General features: G+C 73.5%; 17 protein-coding genes. 13 read left to right on the top strand and 4 right to left on the bottom strand.

Features of this window, described 5'->3' with window-relative positions; translation table 11 throughout:
• Nucleotides 1-27 precede the first annotated feature (27 nt).
• On the top strand, nucleotides 28-1065 hold the full coding sequence (locus tag ACIO5E_RS03165; RefSeq protein ID WP_400662993.1) for a DUF2637 domain-containing protein: 1038 nt from the start codon (nucleotides 28-30) through the stop codon (nucleotides 1063-1065).
• Nucleotides 1066-1222: 157 nt separating this feature from the next.
• Here ACIO5E_RS03165 and ACIO5E_RS03160 read toward each other — a convergent pair whose 3' ends face one another.
• A complete protein-coding gene (locus tag ACIO5E_RS03160) occupies nucleotides 1223-3592 on the bottom strand; it encodes a SpoIIE family protein phosphatase (RefSeq protein WP_400662991.1) in 2370 nt (789 codons plus the stop codon).
• A gap of 306 nt (nucleotides 3593-3898) precedes the next feature.
• Complete coding sequence (locus tag ACIO5E_RS03155) at nucleotides 3899-4315, bottom strand: ATP-binding protein (protein WP_400662988.1); 417 nt, start codon at nucleotides 4313-4315, stop codon at nucleotides 3899-3901.
• Nucleotides 4316-5006: 691 nt separating this feature from the next.
• On the opposite strand from ACIO5E_RS03155, the gene ACIO5E_RS03150 reads away from it, so the two are divergent.
• The 6 genes from ACIO5E_RS03150 to ACIO5E_RS03125 all read left to right on the top strand — a co-directional run bounded on the left by ACIO5E_RS03150 (nucleotide 5007) and on the right by ACIO5E_RS03125 (nucleotide 11499).
• Complete coding sequence (locus ACIO5E_RS03150; RefSeq protein WP_400662985.1) at nucleotides 5007-5717, top strand: urease subunit gamma; 711 nt, start codon at nucleotides 5007-5009, stop codon at nucleotides 5715-5717.
• Nucleotides 5714-7429: an urease subunit alpha gene (locus ACIO5E_RS03145; protein WP_400662982.1), complete on the top strand. Its 1716-nt coding sequence runs from the start codon at nucleotides 5714-5716 to the stop codon at nucleotides 7427-7429. Before ACIO5E_RS03150 ends, ACIO5E_RS03145 begins: the two co-directional genes overlap by 4 nt.
• Nucleotides 7430-7462: 33 nt before the next feature.
• Nucleotides 7463-8509, top strand: a complete 1047-nt coding sequence (locus ACIO5E_RS03140) for an agmatine/peptidylarginine deiminase (RefSeq protein WP_400662979.1) — start codon at nucleotides 7463-7465, stop codon at nucleotides 8507-8509.
• A 77-nt stretch (nucleotides 8510-8586) separates the two neighbouring features.
• Complete coding sequence (locus ACIO5E_RS03135; protein ID WP_400662976.1) at nucleotides 8587-9186, top strand: TetR/AcrR family transcriptional regulator; 600 nt, start codon at nucleotides 8587-8589, stop codon at nucleotides 9184-9186.
• Between the two features lie 400 nt (nucleotides 9187-9586).
• Nucleotides 9587-10186, top strand: coding sequence for an ArsR/SmtB family transcription factor (locus ACIO5E_RS03130; protein WP_400662973.1), 600 nt, complete (start codon nucleotides 9587-9589; stop codon nucleotides 10184-10186).
• Nucleotides 10183-11499 carry an MFS transporter gene (locus ACIO5E_RS03125; RefSeq protein WP_400662970.1) on the top strand — a complete coding sequence of 439 codons (1317 nt, stop codon included), beginning with the start codon at nucleotides 10183-10185 and terminating at the stop codon, nucleotides 11497-11499. Before ACIO5E_RS03130 ends, ACIO5E_RS03125 begins: the two co-directional genes overlap by 4 nt.
• 29 nt (nucleotides 11500-11528) lie before the next feature.
• Here ACIO5E_RS03125 and ACIO5E_RS03120 read toward each other — a convergent pair whose 3' ends face one another.
• A complete protein-coding gene (locus tag ACIO5E_RS03120) occupies nucleotides 11529-13079 on the bottom strand; it encodes a hypothetical protein (protein ID WP_400662967.1) in 1551 nt (516 codons plus the stop codon).
• Nucleotides 13080-13431: 352 nt separating this feature from the next.
• Here ACIO5E_RS03120 and ACIO5E_RS03115 point away from each other — a divergent pair, with 352 nt between their 5' ends.
• From ACIO5E_RS03115 to pth, 4 genes are all read left to right on the top strand, one after another.
• Nucleotides 13432-13920: a hypothetical protein gene (locus ACIO5E_RS03115; RefSeq protein ID WP_400662965.1), complete on the top strand. Its 489-nt coding sequence runs from the start codon at nucleotides 13432-13434 to the stop codon at nucleotides 13918-13920.
• Between the two features lie 102 nt (nucleotides 13921-14022).
• Nucleotides 14023-14676 carry a DUF3105 domain-containing protein gene (locus ACIO5E_RS03110; protein WP_400662962.1) on the top strand — a complete coding sequence of 218 codons (654 nt, stop codon included), beginning with the start codon at nucleotides 14023-14025 and terminating at the stop codon, nucleotides 14674-14676.
• Nucleotides 14673-15431 (top strand): DUF305 domain-containing protein, encoded by a 759-nt coding sequence (locus ACIO5E_RS03105; protein WP_400662960.1) that lies wholly within the window; start codon nucleotides 14673-14675, stop codon nucleotides 15429-15431. The genes ACIO5E_RS03110 and ACIO5E_RS03105 overlap by 4 nt, the downstream gene beginning before the upstream one ends.
• A gap of 113 nt (nucleotides 15432-15544) precedes the next feature.
• Complete coding sequence (gene pth, locus ACIO5E_RS03100; protein ID WP_400662956.1) at nucleotides 15545-16132, top strand: aminoacyl-tRNA hydrolase; 588 nt, start codon at nucleotides 15545-15547, stop codon at nucleotides 16130-16132.
• A 55-nt stretch (nucleotides 16133-16187) separates the two neighbouring features.
• Here pth and ACIO5E_RS03095 read toward each other — a convergent pair whose 3' ends face one another.
• Nucleotides 16188-17732 carry an MFS transporter gene (locus ACIO5E_RS03095; protein ID WP_400662953.1) on the bottom strand — a complete coding sequence of 515 codons (1545 nt, stop codon included), beginning with the start codon at nucleotides 17730-17732 and terminating at the stop codon, nucleotides 16188-16190.
• Between the two features lie 133 nt (nucleotides 17733-17865).
• On the opposite strand from ACIO5E_RS03095, the gene ACIO5E_RS03090 reads away from it, so the two are divergent.
• Both ACIO5E_RS03090 and ACIO5E_RS03085 read left to right on the top strand, forming a co-directional pair.
• A complete protein-coding gene (locus ACIO5E_RS03090) occupies nucleotides 17866-18372 on the top strand; it encodes a MarR family winged helix-turn-helix transcriptional regulator (protein WP_400662950.1) in 507 nt (168 codons plus the stop codon).
• 89 nt (nucleotides 18373-18461) lie between these two features.
• Nucleotides 18462-18986 carry a GNAT family N-acetyltransferase gene (locus tag ACIO5E_RS03085; protein ID WP_400662948.1) on the top strand — a complete coding sequence of 175 codons (525 nt, stop codon included), beginning with the start codon at nucleotides 18462-18464 and terminating at the stop codon, nucleotides 18984-18986.
• The last annotated feature ends 6 nt before the right edge of the window (nucleotides 18987-18992 follow it).

Raw genomic sequence — 18992 nt, 5'->3', positions numbered from 1 at the left:
CGCAGGAAAGCGAGGCTGGTTCCGGCGATGAAATTGTCCGACGTACCGCCCGGCTGGGCCGTCACCGGAGGTGCGGGGCTGCTGGTCAGCGCGCTCCTGGTGGCCCTGGTCCGGAGCCGGGGATCCGCGCCCGCCAACGGGCCGGATTCCTGGGAGCGTTCCGAGGAACGGCGACGTCGCAAGGAATCCCTGTACGGCGGCGCCTCCTACACGCTGCTGTTCTGCTGCGCCGGCGTCGCGGCCGCGCTCTCGTTCCACGGGCTGGTCGGCTTCGGGGTGCAGAACCTGGGGCTGTCCGGCGGCTGGGAGTACCTCGTCCCGTTCGGTCTGGACGGCGCCGCGATGTTCTGCTCGGTGCTCGCCGTCCGCGAGGCCAGCCACGGCGACGCCGCACTCGGCTCCCGGCTGCTGGTCTGGCTGTTCGCCGGCGCCTCCGCCTGGTTCAACTGGGTGCACGCCCCGCGCGGCTTCGGCCACGCCGGCGCGCCGCAGTTCTTCTCCGGCATGTCCCTCTCGGCGGCCATCCTGTTCGACCGGGCGCTCAAGCAGACCCGCCGGGCCGCCCTGCGCGAGCAGGGGCTCGTCCCCCGCCCGCTGCCGCAGATCCGCATCGTCCGCTGGCTGCGCGCCCCGCGCGAGACCTACGCGGCCTGGTCGCTGATGCTGCTGGAAGGCGTCCGCAGCCTCGACGAGGCGGTCGACGAGGTCCGCGAGGACAAGCGGGAGAAGGCCGCGGAGCGGGAGCGCCGCAGGCTCGCCGGCCGCCGCGAGCGGGCGGAGATCCGGGCGATCAGCCGCAGCACCGGCACCTGGCGCCAACGCGGCAACGGTGCACGGCAGTTGGAGTCCGGATCGGAGCCCGCCATAGCCGGCGGGCCCGGGGCGGAGCAGCCCGCCGGCCCGCGTGAGGTCGAGGCCGCCGAGGGCGCGGTGGTGCAGCCGGGCCTGCCCGCCCGTCCGGAGCGCCGCACCATCGACCTGACGCTCGACGAGGACACCGTGACGCTGCCGCGGCTGGACTCGCTGGAGCGCAAACTGAAGGACCTGGAGCAGCAGTTCGGGTGACCGGCGGCGGGGCATCGGCGGACCCCGCCGCACGCCCGCACCGCGGCGCGCGGGCCACGGCTGAGAGCGAGGTGCGGGCCGCGGCTGCGAACGCAGCTCGGAGCGCGGCCGCGAACGCGGCGCGGGCCACCGCGCGGGCCACGGCCCGGAGCGCGGCTCAGGCCGCGGGGGTGACGCTGAGCTCGAACCACATCCGCTTGCCGGACCCGCGCGGTTCCACCCCCCACGCGTCCGCCAGCGCCTCGACCAGCATCAGCCCGCGCCCGGACGAGGCCTGCTCCCCCGGCGTCCGGCGGGTCGGCCACAGGTCCGACTCGTCCTCCACCTCGACCCGCAGCCGGGCCCGGCCACCGTCCGAGGCCGGCTCCCGGTAGAGCCGGGCGGTGAACATGGCGTCCCGGTCGGTGTGCCGGATGGCGTTGGTGACCAGCTCGGAGGAGAGCAGCTCGGCGGTGTCGATGAACTCCGCGACGCCCCAGCGCCGCAGCGCGTCCCGCAGCTCCGCCCGGACCTCGGAGATCCGCGCCAGGTCGGCCTGGCCGATCCGGCGGCGCAGCTGCTGGGCGGCCAGACCGCCGGCCGGGCCGTCCCAGCGCAGGAGCAGCAGCGCTATGTCGTCCTCGCGGTCGCTGGAGTCGGCGGCCTGGGAGGCGATCCGGTCGGCCAGGTCCTCCAGCGGGTCGCGGGCCGCCTCCGCGGCGGGCGGCAACGGGCGGCCGAGCGCCCGGGTGAGCCGGGCGATGCCCTCGTCCAGGTCCATGCCGCGTGCCTCGACCAGGCCGTCGGTACAGAGCAGCACGGTCTCACCCGGGTCCAGGCTGAACCGGGTGACCCGGTACTCCTGGTCCGGGTCGATGCCCAGCGGCAGCCCGCCGGCCACCGGCACCACGGCGGCGGTGCCGTCCGCGCGGCGCACCACCGGGTCGAGGTGGCCGGCCCGGACCGCGTAGACCACGCCGTAGTCCACGTTGACCTCGGCGTAGGTGCAGGTCGCGAAGTGGTCGGTGTCCAGGTCGGCGAGGAAGCGGGAGGCGCGGGCCATCACCGCGGCCGGCGGGTGCCCCTCGGCCGCGTAGGCGCGCAGCGCGATCCGCAGCTGACCCATGATCCCGGCGGCGTGCACGTCGTGCCCCTGGACGTCCCCGATCACCAGGCCGACGTGCCCGCCCGGCAGCGGCACCACGTCGTACCAGTCGCCGCCGATCTGCAGGCCGGAACCGGCCGCCAGGTAGCGCACGGCGGTCGTCACGCCCGGGATGGACGGCACGGTGCGCGGCAGCATCACCCGCTGCAGACCGGCCGCCAACTCGTGCTCTGCGTCGTGCAGTCGGGCCCGGGCCAGGGACTGCGCGACCAAGCCGCCCAGGGTGGACAGCAGGGTGCGCTCGTCCGCGTCCAGCTCGCGCTCGTCGTCGAAGCTGACCACGCACACGCCGATCGCCCGGCCGCTGGCCACCAGCGGCAGGAACGCCCAGGAGCCGCGGCCGGTGCGGCTGGTCGGCTCCCACACCGCGGGGTAGCCCTCGCGGAACTCCTCGCGGGTCGGGATGAACACCGGCGCCCGGTGGCGCAGTGCCTCGGCCGCCGGGTGCCCGGCCGGCAGCACCGTGCGGTCCCAGAACGCCAGCGCCTCGGTCCGGTAGCCGGAGGCGCCGAGGATCTGGGCCCGGCCGGCCTCGAAGGAGGCCAGCACCAGGCCGTCCGGCGGCAGGCCGGGCAGCGGCAGCTCGGTGAACACCCGGGCCACGTCACGGACGGTGACCGCCTCGGAGAGGGCGCGCGCCGCCTCCTTGATGAACCGGGAGCGATCCTCGCGCAGCAGGGCCATCCGGTCGGCGCGGTCGCGCTTGTGCAGTTCGACGGTGGCGTCCCAGACGAAGCCCACCATCCGGGAGGCCCGACCGAAGGCGTCCGCGAGCACCCGGCCACGGAAGCGCACCGCGCGCATGGTGCCGTTCGGCCCGACGGTGCGGTAGTAGGCGCCGCACTGGCCCAGCTCGGCCACCGCGCGCTCGACCCGGCGGCGCACCACCGGCGCGTCCTCGGGGTGCAGCAGGGCCAGGAAGGAGCCGGCGGTGCGGTCGAAGCGGCCCTGGTCCATGGTGTCCAGGCCGATGATCGCGCAGGCGCGCTGGTCGCCCTCCAGGACGTCGCGGCGGATGTCCCAGTCGAAGGAGCCGATGCCGTTGGCGGCCATCGCGGGCTCCAGCCAGTCCGGCATGGTGTCCGCGGAGGCGGGCGGCAGCCCGCCGGGGAGCACCGGCGCCAGCCGTCCGGCGACCCCGGGCGCCGTGCGCAGCGAGTGCCGGCGCACCGCCTGCGCGGGCGGCTTCGCCCGGGCTGCGCCGGTGGCGGTGGGGCGACCGGCCGTGGTGGGGCCTGCCGTGACGGGACCGGGTGTGGTGGGACCGGCGGGGCTGGGCTCGGCCGTACTGGGCTCGGCGTGGGTGGCGGCTGCCTGCTGCGGTTCGACGGTGGACGCACCGGGAGGGAGCGCCGGCCCCGGCGACTCGGGCTCAGTGGGCATGCTGCTCCTGCCGCTGCCGTGGCGGACCGCGCCGACCGTCCGGACGGGCCGCGTGGCGGTGTGGTGGGTGGTGCTGGATGGGACGGTGTCGACGAGCGGTGGTCGGTCGAGGTTCGGTCTCCCCGCTGCTTCCCGCACGTGGACACACATTCCCACCATCCTGTCCAATGTTCGGCCGGGCGGCAATGGTAACGGACCGGAAATCTTCCGCTCCGCCTTCTGTTCCGGGCATCCTTCGACGGCGAATGAATCGGCGCCGAACAATGCGGTGGACGGGTTCGGGTGGACCGGCTCAGGTGGACGGGCTCAGGGCAGGGCGAGTTCGAACCAGGTGACCTTGCCGTCACCTCTCAACTGCACGCCCCACGCGTCCGCGAGCGCCTCCACCAACAGCAGGCCGCGCCCCGAGGTCGCGTACTCGGCGTCCGGATCGCGGCGCCGACCCGGCAGCCGGGTCGTGCCGTCCTGCACCTCGATCCGCAGCCGGTGGTCCGACCCCAGCACCGCGTCGAACACCGCGCCCTTGCCGGTGTGCAGCAGTGCGTTGGTCACCAGCTCGGAGGAGAGCAGCTCGGCGGTGTCCGACAGCTCCGGCACCCCCCAGTGACTGAGCGCCGTCCGCAGCCGCCGCCGGACCGAGCCGACCGCGACCAGGTCGGCCGGGTCGAGCGTCAGGTGCAACCGTCGGTGCAGGGCGCAGCCGGGGGCCGAAGTCCCCGGCAAGGTCGTCCCGGTGCCGCCGACCGGACCCTGGGCGGGCCCGGACCGGTAGGCGTCGCCCGAACCCGTCCGCTGCCGCGGGAATCGCGACTGACCGTCCATCAACACATGCCCCCGCCCTCAAATCCAGGCCCCCGCCTCCGGATCCCCCGCCGGCCGGGTGGCCCCCTCGTTCTGACCACTCATCCTCATGCCCAGTTGACGGCGTTTGCAACAGTGTGCGTCCGATCACGTGGGGTGAAAGGGGCACGGGGAGGTTCACGTGATCCAACTGCCCGCGCCGGACAGGTTTGCGAAGCGCAGAGCCTGTTTTCGATCCCACCCCCGCCCGATCCCGCGCACACCCGGAGCCCGGGCGCCGGTACCCGCCGTCCTCCCGCTCCCCGCCGCGCCCCGCCGCGCGCCGGGCCCCAGCCGGGTCGCGGCGCCCGCCCCCGCCCCTCCGTGCGAGTGCCCCTCCGCGCGGGTGCCTCCCCCGCCGCGCGGCCGGTCTCGCCCCCGCCACGTAGCCAGCCCCAACCCGGCACACGGCCGGTCTCACCCCGGCGCCCGCCCGGCGAGCCGAACCCCACCGGACGGGCAACGCTGGACACGGCGGCCCGGTCCGGGTTCAATGGCCCGAGATGTTTGAATGACGTTCTAACATCGTTCCGAAGCCGACCCCCCTCCCCCCGGCGACCGCGAGCGAGGAACCGTGCGACTGACCCCCACCGAGCGGGACCGACTGCTGATCTTCACAGCAGCCGAGCTGGCCCGCGCCCGCCGCGCCCGGGGCGTACGCCTCAACATCCCCGAGGCGACCGCCCTGATCGCGGACACCGTCTGCGAGGCCGCCCGCGACGGCAGGCGACTGGCCGAGGCCATCGAGGCCGGCCGCAGCGTGCTGACCGCCGACGACGTACTGCCCGGCGTACCGGACGTCGTCACCGTCGTCCAGGTCGAGGCCGTCTTCGACGACGGCACCCGCCTGGCCGTCGTCAACGACCCCTTCAAGGGCGCCGGCTCGCTCGGCGACGAAGCCCCCGGCGGCGCGCTGATCGGCGACGGCGCCGGCTACGACCCGGTCGAGGAGACGGTGCTGCTCCCCGTCCACAACACCTCCGAGGTGCCGATCTCGGTCACCTCGCACTTCCACTTCTTCGAGGCCAACCCGCGCCTCGCCTTCGACCGCGCCGCCGCCTACGGCACCCACCTGGCCGTCCCGGCCGGTTCCTCGGTGCGCTTCGACCCGGGCGCCACCGTCCAGGTCGGCCTGGTGCCGATCGGCGGCGAGCGCGTCGCGATCGGCTTCGCCGGCCTCGTCGACGGCCCGCTGGACGCGCCCGGCGCGAAGCAGGCCGCCCTGGCCAAGGCCCGCGCGACCGGCTACCTGACCAGCTTCGACGACGCGGAGGTGCCGTCGTGACGTCCATCTCCCCCCACGACTACATCTCGGTGCACGGCCCCCGTGCCGGTGACCGGATCCGGCTCGGCGACAGCGGACTGATCGTCCGGGTCGAGTCCGACTCCCAGGAGCCCGGCGAGGAGTTCCTGGCCGGCTTCGGCAAGACCGCCCGTGACGGCCTGCACCTCAAGGCCGCCGCCGTCCGCGACACCTGCGACGTCGTCATCAGCAACGTGCTGGTCATCGACGCCGTCCAGGGCATCCGCAAGACCTCGATCGGCCTGATCGACGGCCGCATCGCCGCCATCGGACGCGCCGGCAACCCCGACACCCTGGCGGGTGTGGACGTCGTGGTCGGCACCGGCACCACCATCGTCTCCGGCGAGGGTCTGATCGCCACCGCAGGCGCCATCGACACCCACGTCCACCTGCTGTCGCCGCGGATCATGGAGGCCTCGCTGGCCTCCGGCGTCACCACCATCATCGGCCAGGAGTTCGGCCCCGTCTGGGGCGTCGGCGTCAACTCCCCCTGGGCACTTCGGCACGCCTTCAATGCCTTCGACGCCTGGCCCGTCAACATCGGCTTCCTGGGCCGCGGTTCCTCCTCCGACGAGGCACCGCTCGTCGAGGCCCTGGTCGAGGGCGGCGCCTCCGGGTTCAAGGTCCACGAGGACATGGGCGCCCACACCCGCGCCCTGGACACCGCGCTGCGTGTCGCCGAGGAGTACGACGTCCAGGTCGCCCTGCACACCGACGGCCTGAACGAGTGCCTCTCCGTCGAGGACACGCTGAAGGTGCTGGAGGGCCGTACGATCCACGCCTTCCACATCGAGGGCTGCGGCGGCGGACACGTCCCCAACGTCCTCAAGATGGCCGGCGTGCCGAACGTCATCGGCTCCTCCACCAACCCCACCCTGCCCTTCGGCCGGGACGCCCTGGGCGAGCACTTCGGCATGATCGTCTCCGCCCACGACCTCAAGACCGACCTGCCCGGCGACGCCGCCATGGCCCGCGACCGCATCCGCGCCGGCACCATGGGCGCCGAGGACGTCCTGCACGACCTCGGCGTCATCGGCATCACCTCCTCCGACGCCCAGGGCATGGGCCGCGCCGGCGAGACCGTACGCCGCACCTTCGCCATGGCCGGCAAGATGAAGGCCGAACTCGGCCCCCTGGACGGTGGATACGGCACCACCGAGAGCGGCGACGACAACGAGCGCGTCCTGCGCTACATCGCCAAACTCACCATCAACCCCGCCATCGCCCACGGCCTCGCCCACGAGGTCGGCTCGATCGAGACCGGCAAACTCGCCGACATCGTCCTGTGGCGCCCCGACCACTTCGGCGCCAAACCCCAGCTCGTCCTCAAGGCCGGCTTCCCCGCCTACGGCGTGGTCGGCGACCCCAACGCCTCCACCGACCGCTGCGAACCCCTCGTCCTCGGCCCCCAGTTCGGCGCCCACGGCGCCACCGCCGCCGACATCTCCGTCGCCTTCGTCGCCCAGGCGGCCGCCGACGGCGCCTACCTCGACCGCCCCGCCGACGGCCTGCCCACCCGCCGCCGCCGCGTCGGCGTCCGGGGCACCCGCGGCATCGGCCCGCGCGACATGGTCCGCAACGCCCGGGTCGGCCAGGTCGACGTCACCGAGACCGGGCTGGTCTCGCTGGACGGCGCGCCGCTGCGCTCCGAACCCGCGGACAGCGTCTCGCTCAGCCGCCTCTACTTCCTCTGACCCTCCCCCCACCTTCCCCCCAAGGACCTCCAGATGACCACGCCCACGCCTGCCTCCCTCGGCTACCGGATGCCCGCCGAGTGGCACCCGCACGACCGCACCTGGATGGCCTTCCCGACCACCAACCCCACCTTCGACAGCCCCGAGAACCTGCACGCGGGCCGCGAGGCCTGGGCTGCCGTCGCCAACACCATCGTCCGGTACGAGCCGGTCACGCTGATCGTCAACACCGGCGAGACGGCGGAGGCCCGCACGTACGTCTCCGAGCAGGTCGAGATCGTCGAGCGCCCGCTCGACGACGCCTGGATGCGCGACATCGGCCCGTCCTTCCTGATCGACGGCAAGGGCTCGCTGGCCGCCGCCGACTGGATCTTCAACGGCTGGGGCGCCCAGTCCTGGGCCCGCTGGGACAAGGACCAGTACATCGCCGAGCACATCAGCGAACTGACGAAGGTTCAACGCTTCGCCTCCCGGCTGATCAACGAGGGCGGCGGCATCCACGTCGACGGCGAGGGCACGGTGCTGGTCACCGAGACCGTCCAGCTCGGCGAGGGCCGCAACGCCGACTGGACCAAGGAGGAGGTCGAGGCCGAGCTGCACGCCTTCCTCGGCACCACCAAGGCGATCTGGCTGCCGCGCGGGCTCACCCGCGACTACGACGAGTTCGGCACCCGCGGGCACATCGACATCGTCGCCTCCTTCGTGCGCCCCGGTGTCGTCGTCGCCCACGTCCAGCCGGACCCCTCCCACCCGGACCACGCGGTCTGTCAGGAGCTCGTCGCCATCCTGCGTGCCGCCACCGACGCCCAGGGTCGGCCGCTGGAGGTCATCGAACTGCCCGCCCCCACCGTCCTGCTGGACGAGGACGGCGAACCGGTCGACTACTCCTACATCAACCACTACGTGGCCAACGGCGCGGTGGTCCTGTGTGCCTTCGACGACCCGCGCGACCAGGAGGCCGCCGCCATCCTCGGCCGGGCCTACCCGGGGCGCACCGTCGAACTCGTCGACGCCCGCGAGATCTTCGCCAACGGCGGCGGAATCCACTGCATCACCCAGCAGCAGCCGAAGGCCGTCTGATCCCCGACCACCGGAGCGGGGACGCCTCCCCGATCCGGTGGCGTACGGACCCGTTCCACCGAGGGAGAGCGACACACATGGCGGACGCCCGCCCGCGCCGACCGGCGCGCCCCCGCGAGGAGGTCTTCGCCACCGCCCGGGCCGCGATCGCCGAACACGGGCTCGCCAAACTCACCATGGCCGGGCTCGGCAAGCAGCTCCAGATGAGCGCCGGACACCTGCTCTACTACTTCGGCAGCAAGGACCAGCTGCTGCTGGAGACCCTCCGCTGGAGCGAGGACCAGCTCGGCGCCCGCCGCCGCGACGCCCTCGCCGACCGCTCCCGCGACCCCTGGCAGCGGCTCGACGCCTACCTGCGCCTCTACCTGCCCGAGGGGGCGGGCGATCCGCGCTGGATCCTCTGGGTCGAGGTGTGGGGGCGCTCGCCCACCAGCGCCGAGATCCGCCGGGGACAGCAGGAGATCGAGGCGCCCTGGCAGGCCGACCTGGTCACCCTCATCGAGGAGGGCACCGCCACCCGCCACTTCACCCCCGGGCCCGCCGCCGACCGCGCCGCCCAGATCCGCGCCCTCCTCGACGGCCTGGCCGTCCCCATCGCCATCGGCCTCCCGGAGTCCCACCGCCCCGCCGCCCTCACCCAGGCCACCGCCGTCACCACCATCCTCCTCCGCGCCTGACCCCGACCCGCCGAGGCCGCCGGCGGCTGCCGGCGGCATCCGGTTCCGTGGGCGCGGACAAAAAATGTACCGACCGGTCTACATATTTGGACGCGCGGCCGGCCGCACAGGAAGTCGACCCGGCCGACTTCCCGCGCGCGGGCTCGGCCGCCCCGCCGCCGAACTGCCACCGCTGCTGCCACTGCAGGTGCGAGTAGTCGAGGTACAGAAATTGCCGCCGAGAGATGCGGCTGCACAGGGCGCCCGGGGAGACGCCGAGCAGTTCGGTGGCCCGACCGCCGAGCAAGACCGTCGACATCCGTTCCGAACCAGCCCGCGAAGGCCACTCCAAGGAGTTCAACGGCACCGGGCAACGTGTGAGAGTTGACTCTCACACATTATGAGAGAACACTCTCGCAACATGGAGCATGGGAATCGCCTGGGCGATATCGAGATCACTGACCCGAAGACCATGCGAGCGTTGGCGCATCCGGTACGGCTCGCGATCCTCGAACGTCTGCAACGGCACGGGCCGGCGACGGCGACGCAGTTGTCACCGGATGTCGGAGCCACCCCGTCCGTGACCAGCTGGCATCTGCGCCACCTGGCGGGCTTCGGGCTGGTCCGCGACGCCGAGGCCGGACCGGATCGCCGGGAGCGGCGATGGGAGGCCGCGGCACGGGGTTTCCGATTCGAGACGCCGGAGGACGAAGAGGGCCAGTCCGCCGCACGAGTGCTGTCCCGGGAGATGTTCGCCCGTTCCGCCGGCCTGCCGCATCGGTGGGTGACCGAGACCGAACCCGGACTCGATCAGGTGTGGCGCCAGCCCGCGGGGCTGGCAAACACCCGCGTAGTGGTGTCCCCCGAGGAACTCGCGGCCATCGAGGACGCGATCGAAAGCGTCCTCGCGCCCTATGTGACGCGCGACCCGGCGCAGCGGCCGAGCGGCAGCCGTGGCGTCCGGCTGCTGCGCTACGTCCTGCCGGAGGCCGCCGAGGAGCGGACGGGCGACACGGCATGAACTCCCCACTGGACACGGCCCCCTCGATATCACTGTGGCGGGATCGGCGCTTCGTTCGCTTCTGGGCCGGGCAATCGGTTTCGCAGTTCGGCGACCGGATCTCCGAACTGGCGTTACCCCTGATCGCCGTGGCGGCGCTGCACGCCTCGGCCGGCCAGGTCGCGTGGCTGACCGCGCTTGCCTGGGCCCCGAATCTTCTCGCCATCGTGCTGGGGGCCTGGGTCGACCACCGCGTCCACAAGCGCCGCTTGATGATCCTCGCCGATCTGATACGCGCGTGCGTGCTGCTCACCCTGCCCGCCGCATACCTGTTGGGCACCGTGACGCTTCTCCAGTTGTATGCCGTGGCGTTGCTGACCGGCGCCGCGGCGGTGCTGTTCAACACCGCCTATCCGCCCTTCTTCGCCCACCTCGTGCCACGCTCGTCCTACGTCGACGCGAACAGCAAGCTCAGCGCCAGCCGGTCCGCTTCCTTCGTCCTCGGCCCCGCGGTGGGCGGCGCCCTCGTCCAGGCCCTGACCGCGCCCGTCGCCGTGATCGCCGATGCCCTGTCCTTCCTGGCCTCGGCAGCCCTGCTCGGGCCGATCCGGGTCGACGAGCCGGCCATCGCTGCCAGCGAGACGGCAGGACCGTCGCTGCTGCGGCGGGCCGGAGAGGGGCTGGTCTTCGTCTTCCGTCACCCGGTACTGAGGGCGAGCCTCGGCTGCGCGACGACCGTCAACTTCTTCACTTTCGTGTCAAGCACCGGCTTGACCGTCCTGTTCGCCGACCGGGTACTCGGCCTTTCCGCAGGAACCATCGGGCTGGCATTCGGAATCGGATCGACCGGAGCTCTCGCGGGCGCGGTGATAGCCCCGAGGATCTCGCGACGGATCGGCGTGGGACGCAGCATCGCGGCAGGCGCCGTACTCTTCCCGGCCCCCATCGCCATCGCCGCCACCGCGAGCGGTCCCACGTGGGCCCGCGCAGGGGCCCTGGGCATCGCAGAGTTCCTCGCCGGAATCGGCGTGATGCTGTTCGACGTCAACCTCAACTCCCTGCAGGCCGCGGTCATACCGGACGGCATGCGCAGTCGCGTGGCCGGCGCCTACAGCACGGTGAACTACGGCATACGCCCCATCGGTGCCATCGCCGGAGGCATGCTCGCCACCCTCGTCGGACTCAGGACCACCCTGATCGCGGCCGCCGTCGGAGGAACACTGTCGCTGCTCTGGCTGCTCCCCTCACCGATACCGCGCATCCGCTCCCTGGCTCCGGACGAGCCACTCGCCGACGGCGGCCCCGGGGCGGGCGGTCGACCGGTACCTCGATGACACAGGGTGAAGCTCCCGGCCGCGGAGCATCATTCGGTCCAGATGGCGGCGGCCGTGCGGTCGTCGGCGTAGCCCTTGGCGCGGACCTGGACCTGGCGGAGGAAGTCGACGGTGCCGGGTGGGTGCGGGTGGGCCCAGTGGGTGGAGAGGAAGTGGGCGACGGCCGGCTCGTCGGCGATCGGGCGGGCCAGGCCGGGGGTGCAGAGCAGCAGGACGTCGCCGGGGGTGGCGGGGACGAGCCGGAAGCGGAACGGCCGCGGTTCCTCCGACGGCTGCTGCGGGCCGTCCGGGTGGTGCAGCAGGCGAGCCGCGTACGCGTCGATCCAGTGGCCGGAGCGCAGCAGGTAGAGCCCGCCCGGGCCGACGCCGAAGGCCGCCCGGTGGCCGGCCGCCGGGTCGAGTGACAGCAACAGGCAGTGCAGCGAGGCCGGGGACGGCGCGCCGTCTCCCTCCCCCTTGGGCGCCAGCGCGCGCAGCGGCGCGACGGCACCGGTGGCGAGCCGCTGGAGGCCGTAGCGGAGCCGGTCCCGGGCGCCGTCGCGCAGGTCGGCGGCCAGGCCCTCCCGGCTGCGGCCGATCGCGGCGGCCAGTTGGCGGCAGGCCTCCCCGGTGCTGGTGGCGACGGCCTCCGGGGCGACCGCCTCGTCCGCGGCGGTGCCGGTCCGGTCGATGCCGGCGAGCACGGCGAGCAGCAGCCCGTCCGGACCGTCCCCGAACCTGGTGATCAGCAGTGTGTCCCGGCGCGACTCGCCCCGGTAGCGGGCAGAGTCGCCACGGACGGAGACCGCGCGCAGAACGGACGGCCCGTACTGCGCGCCCTCCAGGACGGTGTCCGGTACGAGCGCCCCGAGCGCGCCCGGGTCCGATTCCGGTACGGCGGTCGGCTCCGGCCCGTAGGTCGGCGGCCGTTCGCCGATGTGCGGCACGGCGGGCCCGCTGTCGGCGAGCGGCGAGCGGACGGCCGGGCGCGGGTCGGGGACGGTGGCGGTGACAGGGGTGTCCGGTTCGGGTGCGGGGGCCGGGGCGGGTTCCGGTTCGGCCTGGGCCTCGGCCTCGGGTGCCGGTGCCGCTTCGGGCTCCTCGGCGGCGGCCGGCGCTAAGGGGGCTGGTTCCGGCTCGGGCTCAGGGGCCGGTTCAGGAGCCGGTTCGGGGGCGGGCTTGTCCAGGGAGACCGGGGCCGGGGCGAGTTCGGGCTTCGGGGCATCGGGGGCGAAGGACGGGGCGGGGAACGTGTGGGTCTCCGTGGTGTCCGTCCACTGGTCGCCGATGACGCCGATCGCGGTGTCGAACCAGTCGTCGATGCTGTCCCGTTCGAGCACCTCGTCCGCCACAGGTTCCGGTTCCGGTTCCGGCTCGGGCTCGGGCTCGGGCTCCGGGACCGGGACCGGCTCCAGTACCGGCTCGGCCGTACGCTGCCGCCCGATGAGGCCGACCGCCGTGTCGAACCAGTCGTCCACGCTGCCGTCGCCGGGGTCGGCGTGCGGAGTGTCGGGGAGGGTGCCCGCCGGGCCGTCGTAGACCGTGTCCCACCAGCCGTCGTCCGACCGGTGCGGCTGTGCGGGTGCACCCTGCGTGCTCATCTGGCGGCTCCTGGTCGGTCCGTGGTCGCGCCGCCCCCGGCGGGGCCGGACTCGACGTCATTGTCTCCAAGTGCAACGACGCTGTCCGGGTTTCGGCGACAACCGGTCAGCCGCGGGATGTTCCCGGCCACCGCATCCGCCGCCACCCCCACCGCGCGCCCAAGACACGTTCACCGCCGGGTTCACCGCCGCTTTCGGCACCACGTTGACCGCCGCGTTCGGTCCCGTTCCGTCCATGCTTGCCGGATGTGCCCGGAGCAGGGCGTTTCCTGGGCGTTCGGTCCCGGGAGCGGCCGAAAATGGGGGTGGAGGAGGGGCATCGCTTCACTCGTTCGGCTGATTAAATGTGCGCATGACCGCGTCGGCCCCCAGCTCACCCCGACCGGGGAGGGCCGCACCGGCGGGCCGCCCGGCGGCTGCGCTGTGGGTCCTGCTGCTGGTCGCGCTGCTCACGGCGCTGCCGTGCGCGGGCCAGGCGAAGGCGGTCGGCGCGCACGCCCGACCGGCACCGACCACCGTCACCGCCACGGCGGCCTCCGGCCACGCCCCGCACACCGGCCCCGTCACCAAGGCGTCCGACCGGCGCCAGCGTGCCGAGGAGCAGCGGCACTGGACGTGGTGCACGGCCGACGGCGAGCCGCCGCGCCGTGACAACGGCTGTTCCAGCCACCCGTACTGCCCCCAGGACGCCCAGCTGCCGAACCCGCCGCCGCATCCGCAGCCGGCCGCTTCACCACTCACGCCGGCGGCCGAGGCACTGCCCAGGGTGGTGCCCGCCGGGCTGCTCGACGGTCCGCATCCGGCGCCCGATCTGCACGAGCTGCAAGTACACCGGTCCTGAGCGGAACCCACCGCCCGGCATCCGCCGGCGGATCCGCCCCTCCCCCTCTTCAGCTGACCGCCGCGCCACCAGCAGTGCGCGGCGGGGACAAGGACAACCACCATGGGTTCCGCCTCGAAGCAGTCCGGCAAGCCCGGCACGAACGACCGCCGCGCCCGGATAGCCGAGCTGCGCGCCGTCGAGCAGCGCCGTGACCGCCGCAACAAGATCATCGCCTCGGTGACGGCCGGTGTGCTGGTGATCGGCGCGATCGCCGCCGGCACCTGGATCGTCATGGACGCCAACCAGAGCAAGAAGGACAAGCAGGCCGCCGCCAACGCGGACATCCCGGGCGTGCAGACCTTCGGCGACCTGAGCCGCAACCACGTCAAGGACAAGGTCAGCTACCCGATGACCCCGCCGGTCGGCGGCGACCACAACGCCATCTGGCTGGACTGCATGGGCCACGTCTACGACCAGCCGGTCGAGAACGAGCGCGCCGTCCACTCACTGGAGCACGGCGCGGTCTGGGTGACGTACAACGGCAAGGCGACGCCGGACGACATCAAGACCCTGTCCGACAAGGTCAAGACCACCCCGTACTCGCTGATGAGCCCGTACCCGGACGAGAAGGGCACCATCACCCTGAACGCCTGGAGCACCCAGCTGATCGTGGACAGCGCCAGCGACCCCCGGGTGAACCAGTTCTTCACCAAGTACGTCCAGGGCAAGCAGACCCAGGAGCCGGGCGCCTCCTGCACCATGGGGCAGATGTGACCGCCGGCTCGGGCCTCCCCGAGGACGGCTCCGAGATCACCGCCGCGAACGCCGCGAACGCCGCGAACGCCTCCGAGGAGTTCGCCGGCGAGGCCGAGGCGTCCCGCCCGGCCCGCCGTCGGCTGTGGTGGCCGGCCGCGCTGGCCGCCGCGCTCGCGCTGGTGCTCGGGGTGCCCGCCCTAGTGGCGAGCGGGACGTCGGCGTCCGGGTCGGCCTCGGTGGCCGTCCCGGCGGACGACTCGCCCGAGGCCGGGTTCGCCCGTGACATGGCGACCCACCACCAGCAGGCGGTGGACCTGTCGTTCATCGTCCGGGACCGCACCAGCGACGACCCGACGCGCACCCTGGCCTTCGACATCATCAACACCCAGGCCAACCAGCGCGGGATGATGATGGGCTGGATCGACCAGTGGGGGTTGTCGCAGCACTCGACCGCCAAGCCGATGGCGTGGATGAAGATGGGCCACGACTACCAGGCCCACGACGGTTCGCTGATGCCCGGCATGGCCACCAACACCCAGCTGGCGAAGCTGCGTTCACTCCGCGGCCGGGACGCCGAGGTGTACTACCTGCAGCTGATGATCGAGCACCACAAGGGCGGCGTCGAGATGGCCCAGGGCTATGTGGACCTGGCGAAGAACGACGCCGAGAAGCGGCTCGCCCAGTCGATGGTGGTCGCCCAGACCTCGGAGATGCAGCTGATGACCGACATGCTCCAGGAGCGCGGCGCCGCCCCCGGCGTGCCCGACTCCTGATCCGCCCCCTCGCCCCGCTGTTCCCCGGACGGCCGGAGCGCGGTCGACGGTCCCGTCCCGTCCGTACCGCGCCCCGGCCGTCCGGCGTCCGCCGAGAGCCCCTGGAGATCCGGATGACCCCCGACGCGCCCTGGCTGATCGTCGGACTGGGCAACCCTGGCCCGTGGTTCCGGCTGACCCGGCACAATGCGGGCTTCCTGACCGTGGAGCGACTCGCCGAACGGTACGGCGCGCGGTTCCGGCGGCGCGGGATCGGCGCCCTGGTGGCGGTGATCGAGGTGGACGGCCACCGGGTGGTGCTGGCCAAGCCGCAGTGGTTCATCAACCTGTCCGGCCGCCCGGTGGCCGGCCTGATGCGGCGCCACGGCGTCCCGGTCGAGCACCTGGTGGTCGTGCAGGACGACCTCGACTTCGCGTTCGGCACCGGAAAGCTCAAGCGCGGCGGCGGCCCCGGCGGCCACAACGGCGTGCGTTCGGTGGGCGAGGTGCTCGGCACCCGCGACTTCGTACGGCTGCGCTTCGGCATCGGGCGCCCGCCGAAGGGGCAGAGCATCGGCGACTTCGTGCTGAAGAAGTTCTCGGACGCCGAACGGGCCGACCTGCCCGGAGTGTTGGACCGGTGCGCGGACGCGCTGGAGACCCTGGTACGGCGCGGCCTCAACCGGGCCCAGGACGCCCTGAACGTCCGTACGGAGGCATAGGGCCGGGCCCCACGGAAACCTCCGGCCTCACGGAGACTCAGGCAAGGCGGAAGGCTCAGGCCTGGCGGACCGGCCGGGTCAAGGCGACGGCCGCCACCGCGACCGCCGCGAGGGCGAGCAGCACCGTCCGGCCGCCGGACGCCGCGCCCGCCAGGTGGACGCCGAGGACAGGCAGCGCGGTGCCGAGCGCCGTCCCGAGGCTGCGGGCCATGTTCACCATGCCGCCGCCGACCGCCGAACACTGGGCCGGGATCGCCCGCATCACCAGCGCGTTGTTGGCGGGCAGCAGCAAGCCCAGCCCGTAGCCGGCGAGCAGCAGCGGGGCCGCCACGGCCGGTCCGGAGACCGGCACCAGGGCGAACAGCAGCAGCCCGGCGCCCGCGAGCACCGCGCCGGCACGGCAGCGGGCGACGTCCGACCAGCCGCGCGGCAGCAGCGCGCCGCCGACGGTCGCGGCGAGCGCGAACGCGGCGGGCAGCAGGGTGATCAGCAGGCCCGCCCGAGCCATCGGCACGCCCGCACCGGTGAGCAGCACCGGGCCGAGCACGAGCGGGCAGAACAGCAGCAGGTAGCCGATCAGCGAGACCAACAGGCCGGATCGCACCCCGGGGGTGTTGACCAGGCCGGGCGCGAGGATCGGCCGGGCGGCCCGCCGCTCCTGCCGGACCAGCCCGAGCGCGAGGACGACGGCGGCGAGCAGCAGGGCGGCGACGGCCCAGCCGGGCAATGGCAGTCCGGATGCGGTGGACAGGGCGAGCAGCAGCGCGGTGGTGGAGCCGGTGAGCAGCAGGAGGCCGGGCAGGTCGAAGCGGCCGTCCGCGCCGTCCGCCGGGGAGCTCGCGACGGCTCGCGCGAGCGGGCTCCCGGCGGGCCCGCTGTCGGCGGGCACCCTGTCAGCGGGCACCCTGTCAGCGGGCACCCTGTCGGCGGAAACCGCGAGGGCGCTCCCGGCACGCGTCACGAGCGGGCTCCCGACCCTGGTGCGGGGCAGCAGGAACCAGCCGGCCAGGATGCCGAGCACCCCGATCGGCACGTTGATCCAGAACACCCACCGCCAGGAGGCGTGCTCCACCAGCAGCCCGCCGAGGCTGGGGCCGAGCGCCAGGCCGAGCCCCTGCGCGGCCGCCTGGATGCCGAGCGCGCGCCGCATGGCGTGCTCCGGGACGCCGCGCGCCACCAGCGCGACGCTGTTGGCCTGCATCATCGCGCCCCCGACCGCCTGAACGGCCCGGAAGCCGACCAGGACGCCCAGGCTGCCGGCGCATCCGGCGCCGAGCGAGGCCAGCGCGAAGACGGCGAAGCCACCGAGGTACATGGTCTTGCGGCCGACCAGGTCGGAGAGCCAGCCGACCGGGGCGAGCAGGGCGACCAGCACCAGGAGGTAGGCGAGGGCGACCCACTCGACGGCCGCGAAGCCTGCGTCGAAGTGCCTGCCGAGGGCCGGGAAGACGAGGGCGGTGACGCTGGCGGTGAGCTGTCCGAGGAAGGCGCCGAGGCAGACGGTGGCGACGGCCAGCCAGTGGGCGTGGCGCCAGCCGGCTATGCCGCGCGGCCGGGGCCGCTCGGTGAGCAGCCTCGCGGCAAGGGCGGTGGCGTTCATGGGACAAATATATCTGATGCAGACATGTTCTTTCTACGAGCTGATCGCCCTCCGACGGGAGTCCCGGAGGAGGGCGACCAAGGGGCGGACAGCGCCGCCGGACCGGCCCGTACCAGGCGATACGCTGTCCGCCATGCCGTCGTCACCACACGTTCCCGACCCCGCCACCGAAACCCCCGAAGCAGCGGTCGAACACGCCCGGCGGCTCACCGACACCGTCACCCGGCTGCGCCGTGCCCTGCGCAGCAGCATCCGCACCGACTACCCGTGGGAGTCCCTGCCCATGGCGCAGGTCGAACTCCTCCAGACGCTCGCCGCCGCGCCCCTGCGGGTCGGCGAACTCGCCGCCCGGCAGCGGCTCGCCCCGAACACCGTCAGCGGGCTGGTCGGCAAACTCCTCGAAGCCGGGTTCGTCGACCGCCAGGCCGACCCCGGCGACCGCCGCACCGCCCGCATCGCCCTCACCCCGGCCGGCCGGCGCCAGCTCGACGACTGGCAGCGCGCCCACGAGCGCCGCATCGCCACCGCCCTCGGCACCCTCGCCCCCGCCGACCGCGACGCCGTCGTCCACGCCCTGCCCGCCCTCGAACAACTCGCCCGCGCCCTGGCCGAGCCGGGCCAGGGCCCCGAACAGGGCTGAGAACCCCCGGGCGCCCGGCGGCACCGCCTCACGCGCCGGTCGCCAAAACCGCTGGTCACCGGCCCGTACGGACCACTACCGTCCCTGGTATGACCACAGCACGGGTACTGATCGAGCCCTGGACGGACGCCGACCTCGCGCTGCTGCGCCGGGTCAACACCCCGGAGATGAAGAAGCACGTCGGCGGCCCGGAGAGCCCGGAGCAGCTGCTCGTCCGGCACCGGCGCTATCTGGACTTCGTCCCGTCCGGCCTGGGCTGCATGTACCGGATCGTGCTGCTTCCCGAGGGCGAAGCCGTCGGCACCGTCGGCTACGGCACCCGCACGTGGGAGGGCGAGACCGTCCATGAGATGGGGTGGAACGTCCTGCCCGGCCACCAGGGTCACGGCATCGCCGGCGCAGCCACCCGTGCCGCCGTCGCGGCCGCCCGCCGCGAGGCCGCCCACCGGTACCTGCACGCCTTCCCCTCGGTGGACCACCCGGCCTCCAACGCGGTCTGCGCGAAGGCCGGGTTCAGCCTCGTCGGCGAGACGGACTTCGAGTTCCCGCCCGGGCGGTTCATGCGCAGCCACAACTGGCGGGTAGACCTGCGGGCCCCGGCGAGCATGCTCTAGAACCGA

Source organism: Kitasatospora sp. NPDC087314 (genome assembly GCF_044744365.1).
Lineage (GTDB): Bacteria > Actinomycetota > Actinomycetes > Streptomycetales > Streptomycetaceae > Kitasatospora.
Note: the sequence above shows the minus strand (reverse complement) of the source record. Positions and strands in the feature narration are given on the sequence as shown.

Bases quoted from the DNA above. Each gene is read 5' to 3' on its own strand.
- ACIO5E_RS03160 (WP_400662991.1), bottom strand. From the start codon at position 3,592: ATGCCCACTGAGCCCGAGTCGCCGGGGCCGGCGCTCCCTCCCGGTGCG.
- ACIO5E_RS03085 (WP_400662948.1), top strand. From the start codon at position 18,462: ATGACCACAGCACGGGTACTGATCGAGCCCTGGACGGACGCCGACCTC.
- ACIO5E_RS03130 (WP_400662973.1), top strand. From the start codon at position 9,587: ATGGAGCATGGGAATCGCCTGGGCGATATCGAGATCACTGACCCGAAG.
- ACIO5E_RS03115 (WP_400662965.1), top strand. From the start codon at position 13,432: ATGACCGCGTCGGCCCCCAGCTCACCCCGACCGGGGAGGGCCGCACCG.
- ACIO5E_RS03125 (WP_400662970.1), top strand. From the start codon at position 10,183: ATGAACTCCCCACTGGACACGGCCCCCTCGATATCACTGTGGCGGGAT.
- ACIO5E_RS03090 (WP_400662950.1), top strand. From the start codon at position 17,866: ATGCCGTCGTCACCACACGTTCCCGACCCCGCCACCGAAACCCCCGAA.
- pth (WP_400662956.1), top strand. From the start codon at position 15,545: ATGACCCCCGACGCGCCCTGGCTGATCGTCGGACTGGGCAACCCTGGC.
- ACIO5E_RS03140 (WP_400662979.1), top strand. From the start codon at position 7,463: ATGACCACGCCCACGCCTGCCTCCCTCGGCTACCGGATGCCCGCCGAG.
- ACIO5E_RS03165 (WP_400662993.1), top strand. From the start codon at position 28: ATGAAATTGTCCGACGTACCGCCCGGCTGGGCCGTCACCGGAGGTGCG.
- ACIO5E_RS03135 (WP_400662976.1), top strand. From the start codon at position 8,587: ATGGCGGACGCCCGCCCGCGCCGACCGGCGCGCCCCCGCGAGGAGGTC.
- ACIO5E_RS03095 (WP_400662953.1), bottom strand. From the start codon at position 17,732: ATGAACGCCACCGCCCTTGCCGCGAGGCTGCTCACCGAGCGGCCCCGG.
- ACIO5E_RS03110 (WP_400662962.1), top strand. From the start codon at position 14,023: ATGGGTTCCGCCTCGAAGCAGTCCGGCAAGCCCGGCACGAACGACCGC.
- ACIO5E_RS03120 (WP_400662967.1), bottom strand. From the start codon at position 13,079: ATGAGCACGCAGGGTGCACCCGCACAGCCGCACCGGTCGGACGACGGC.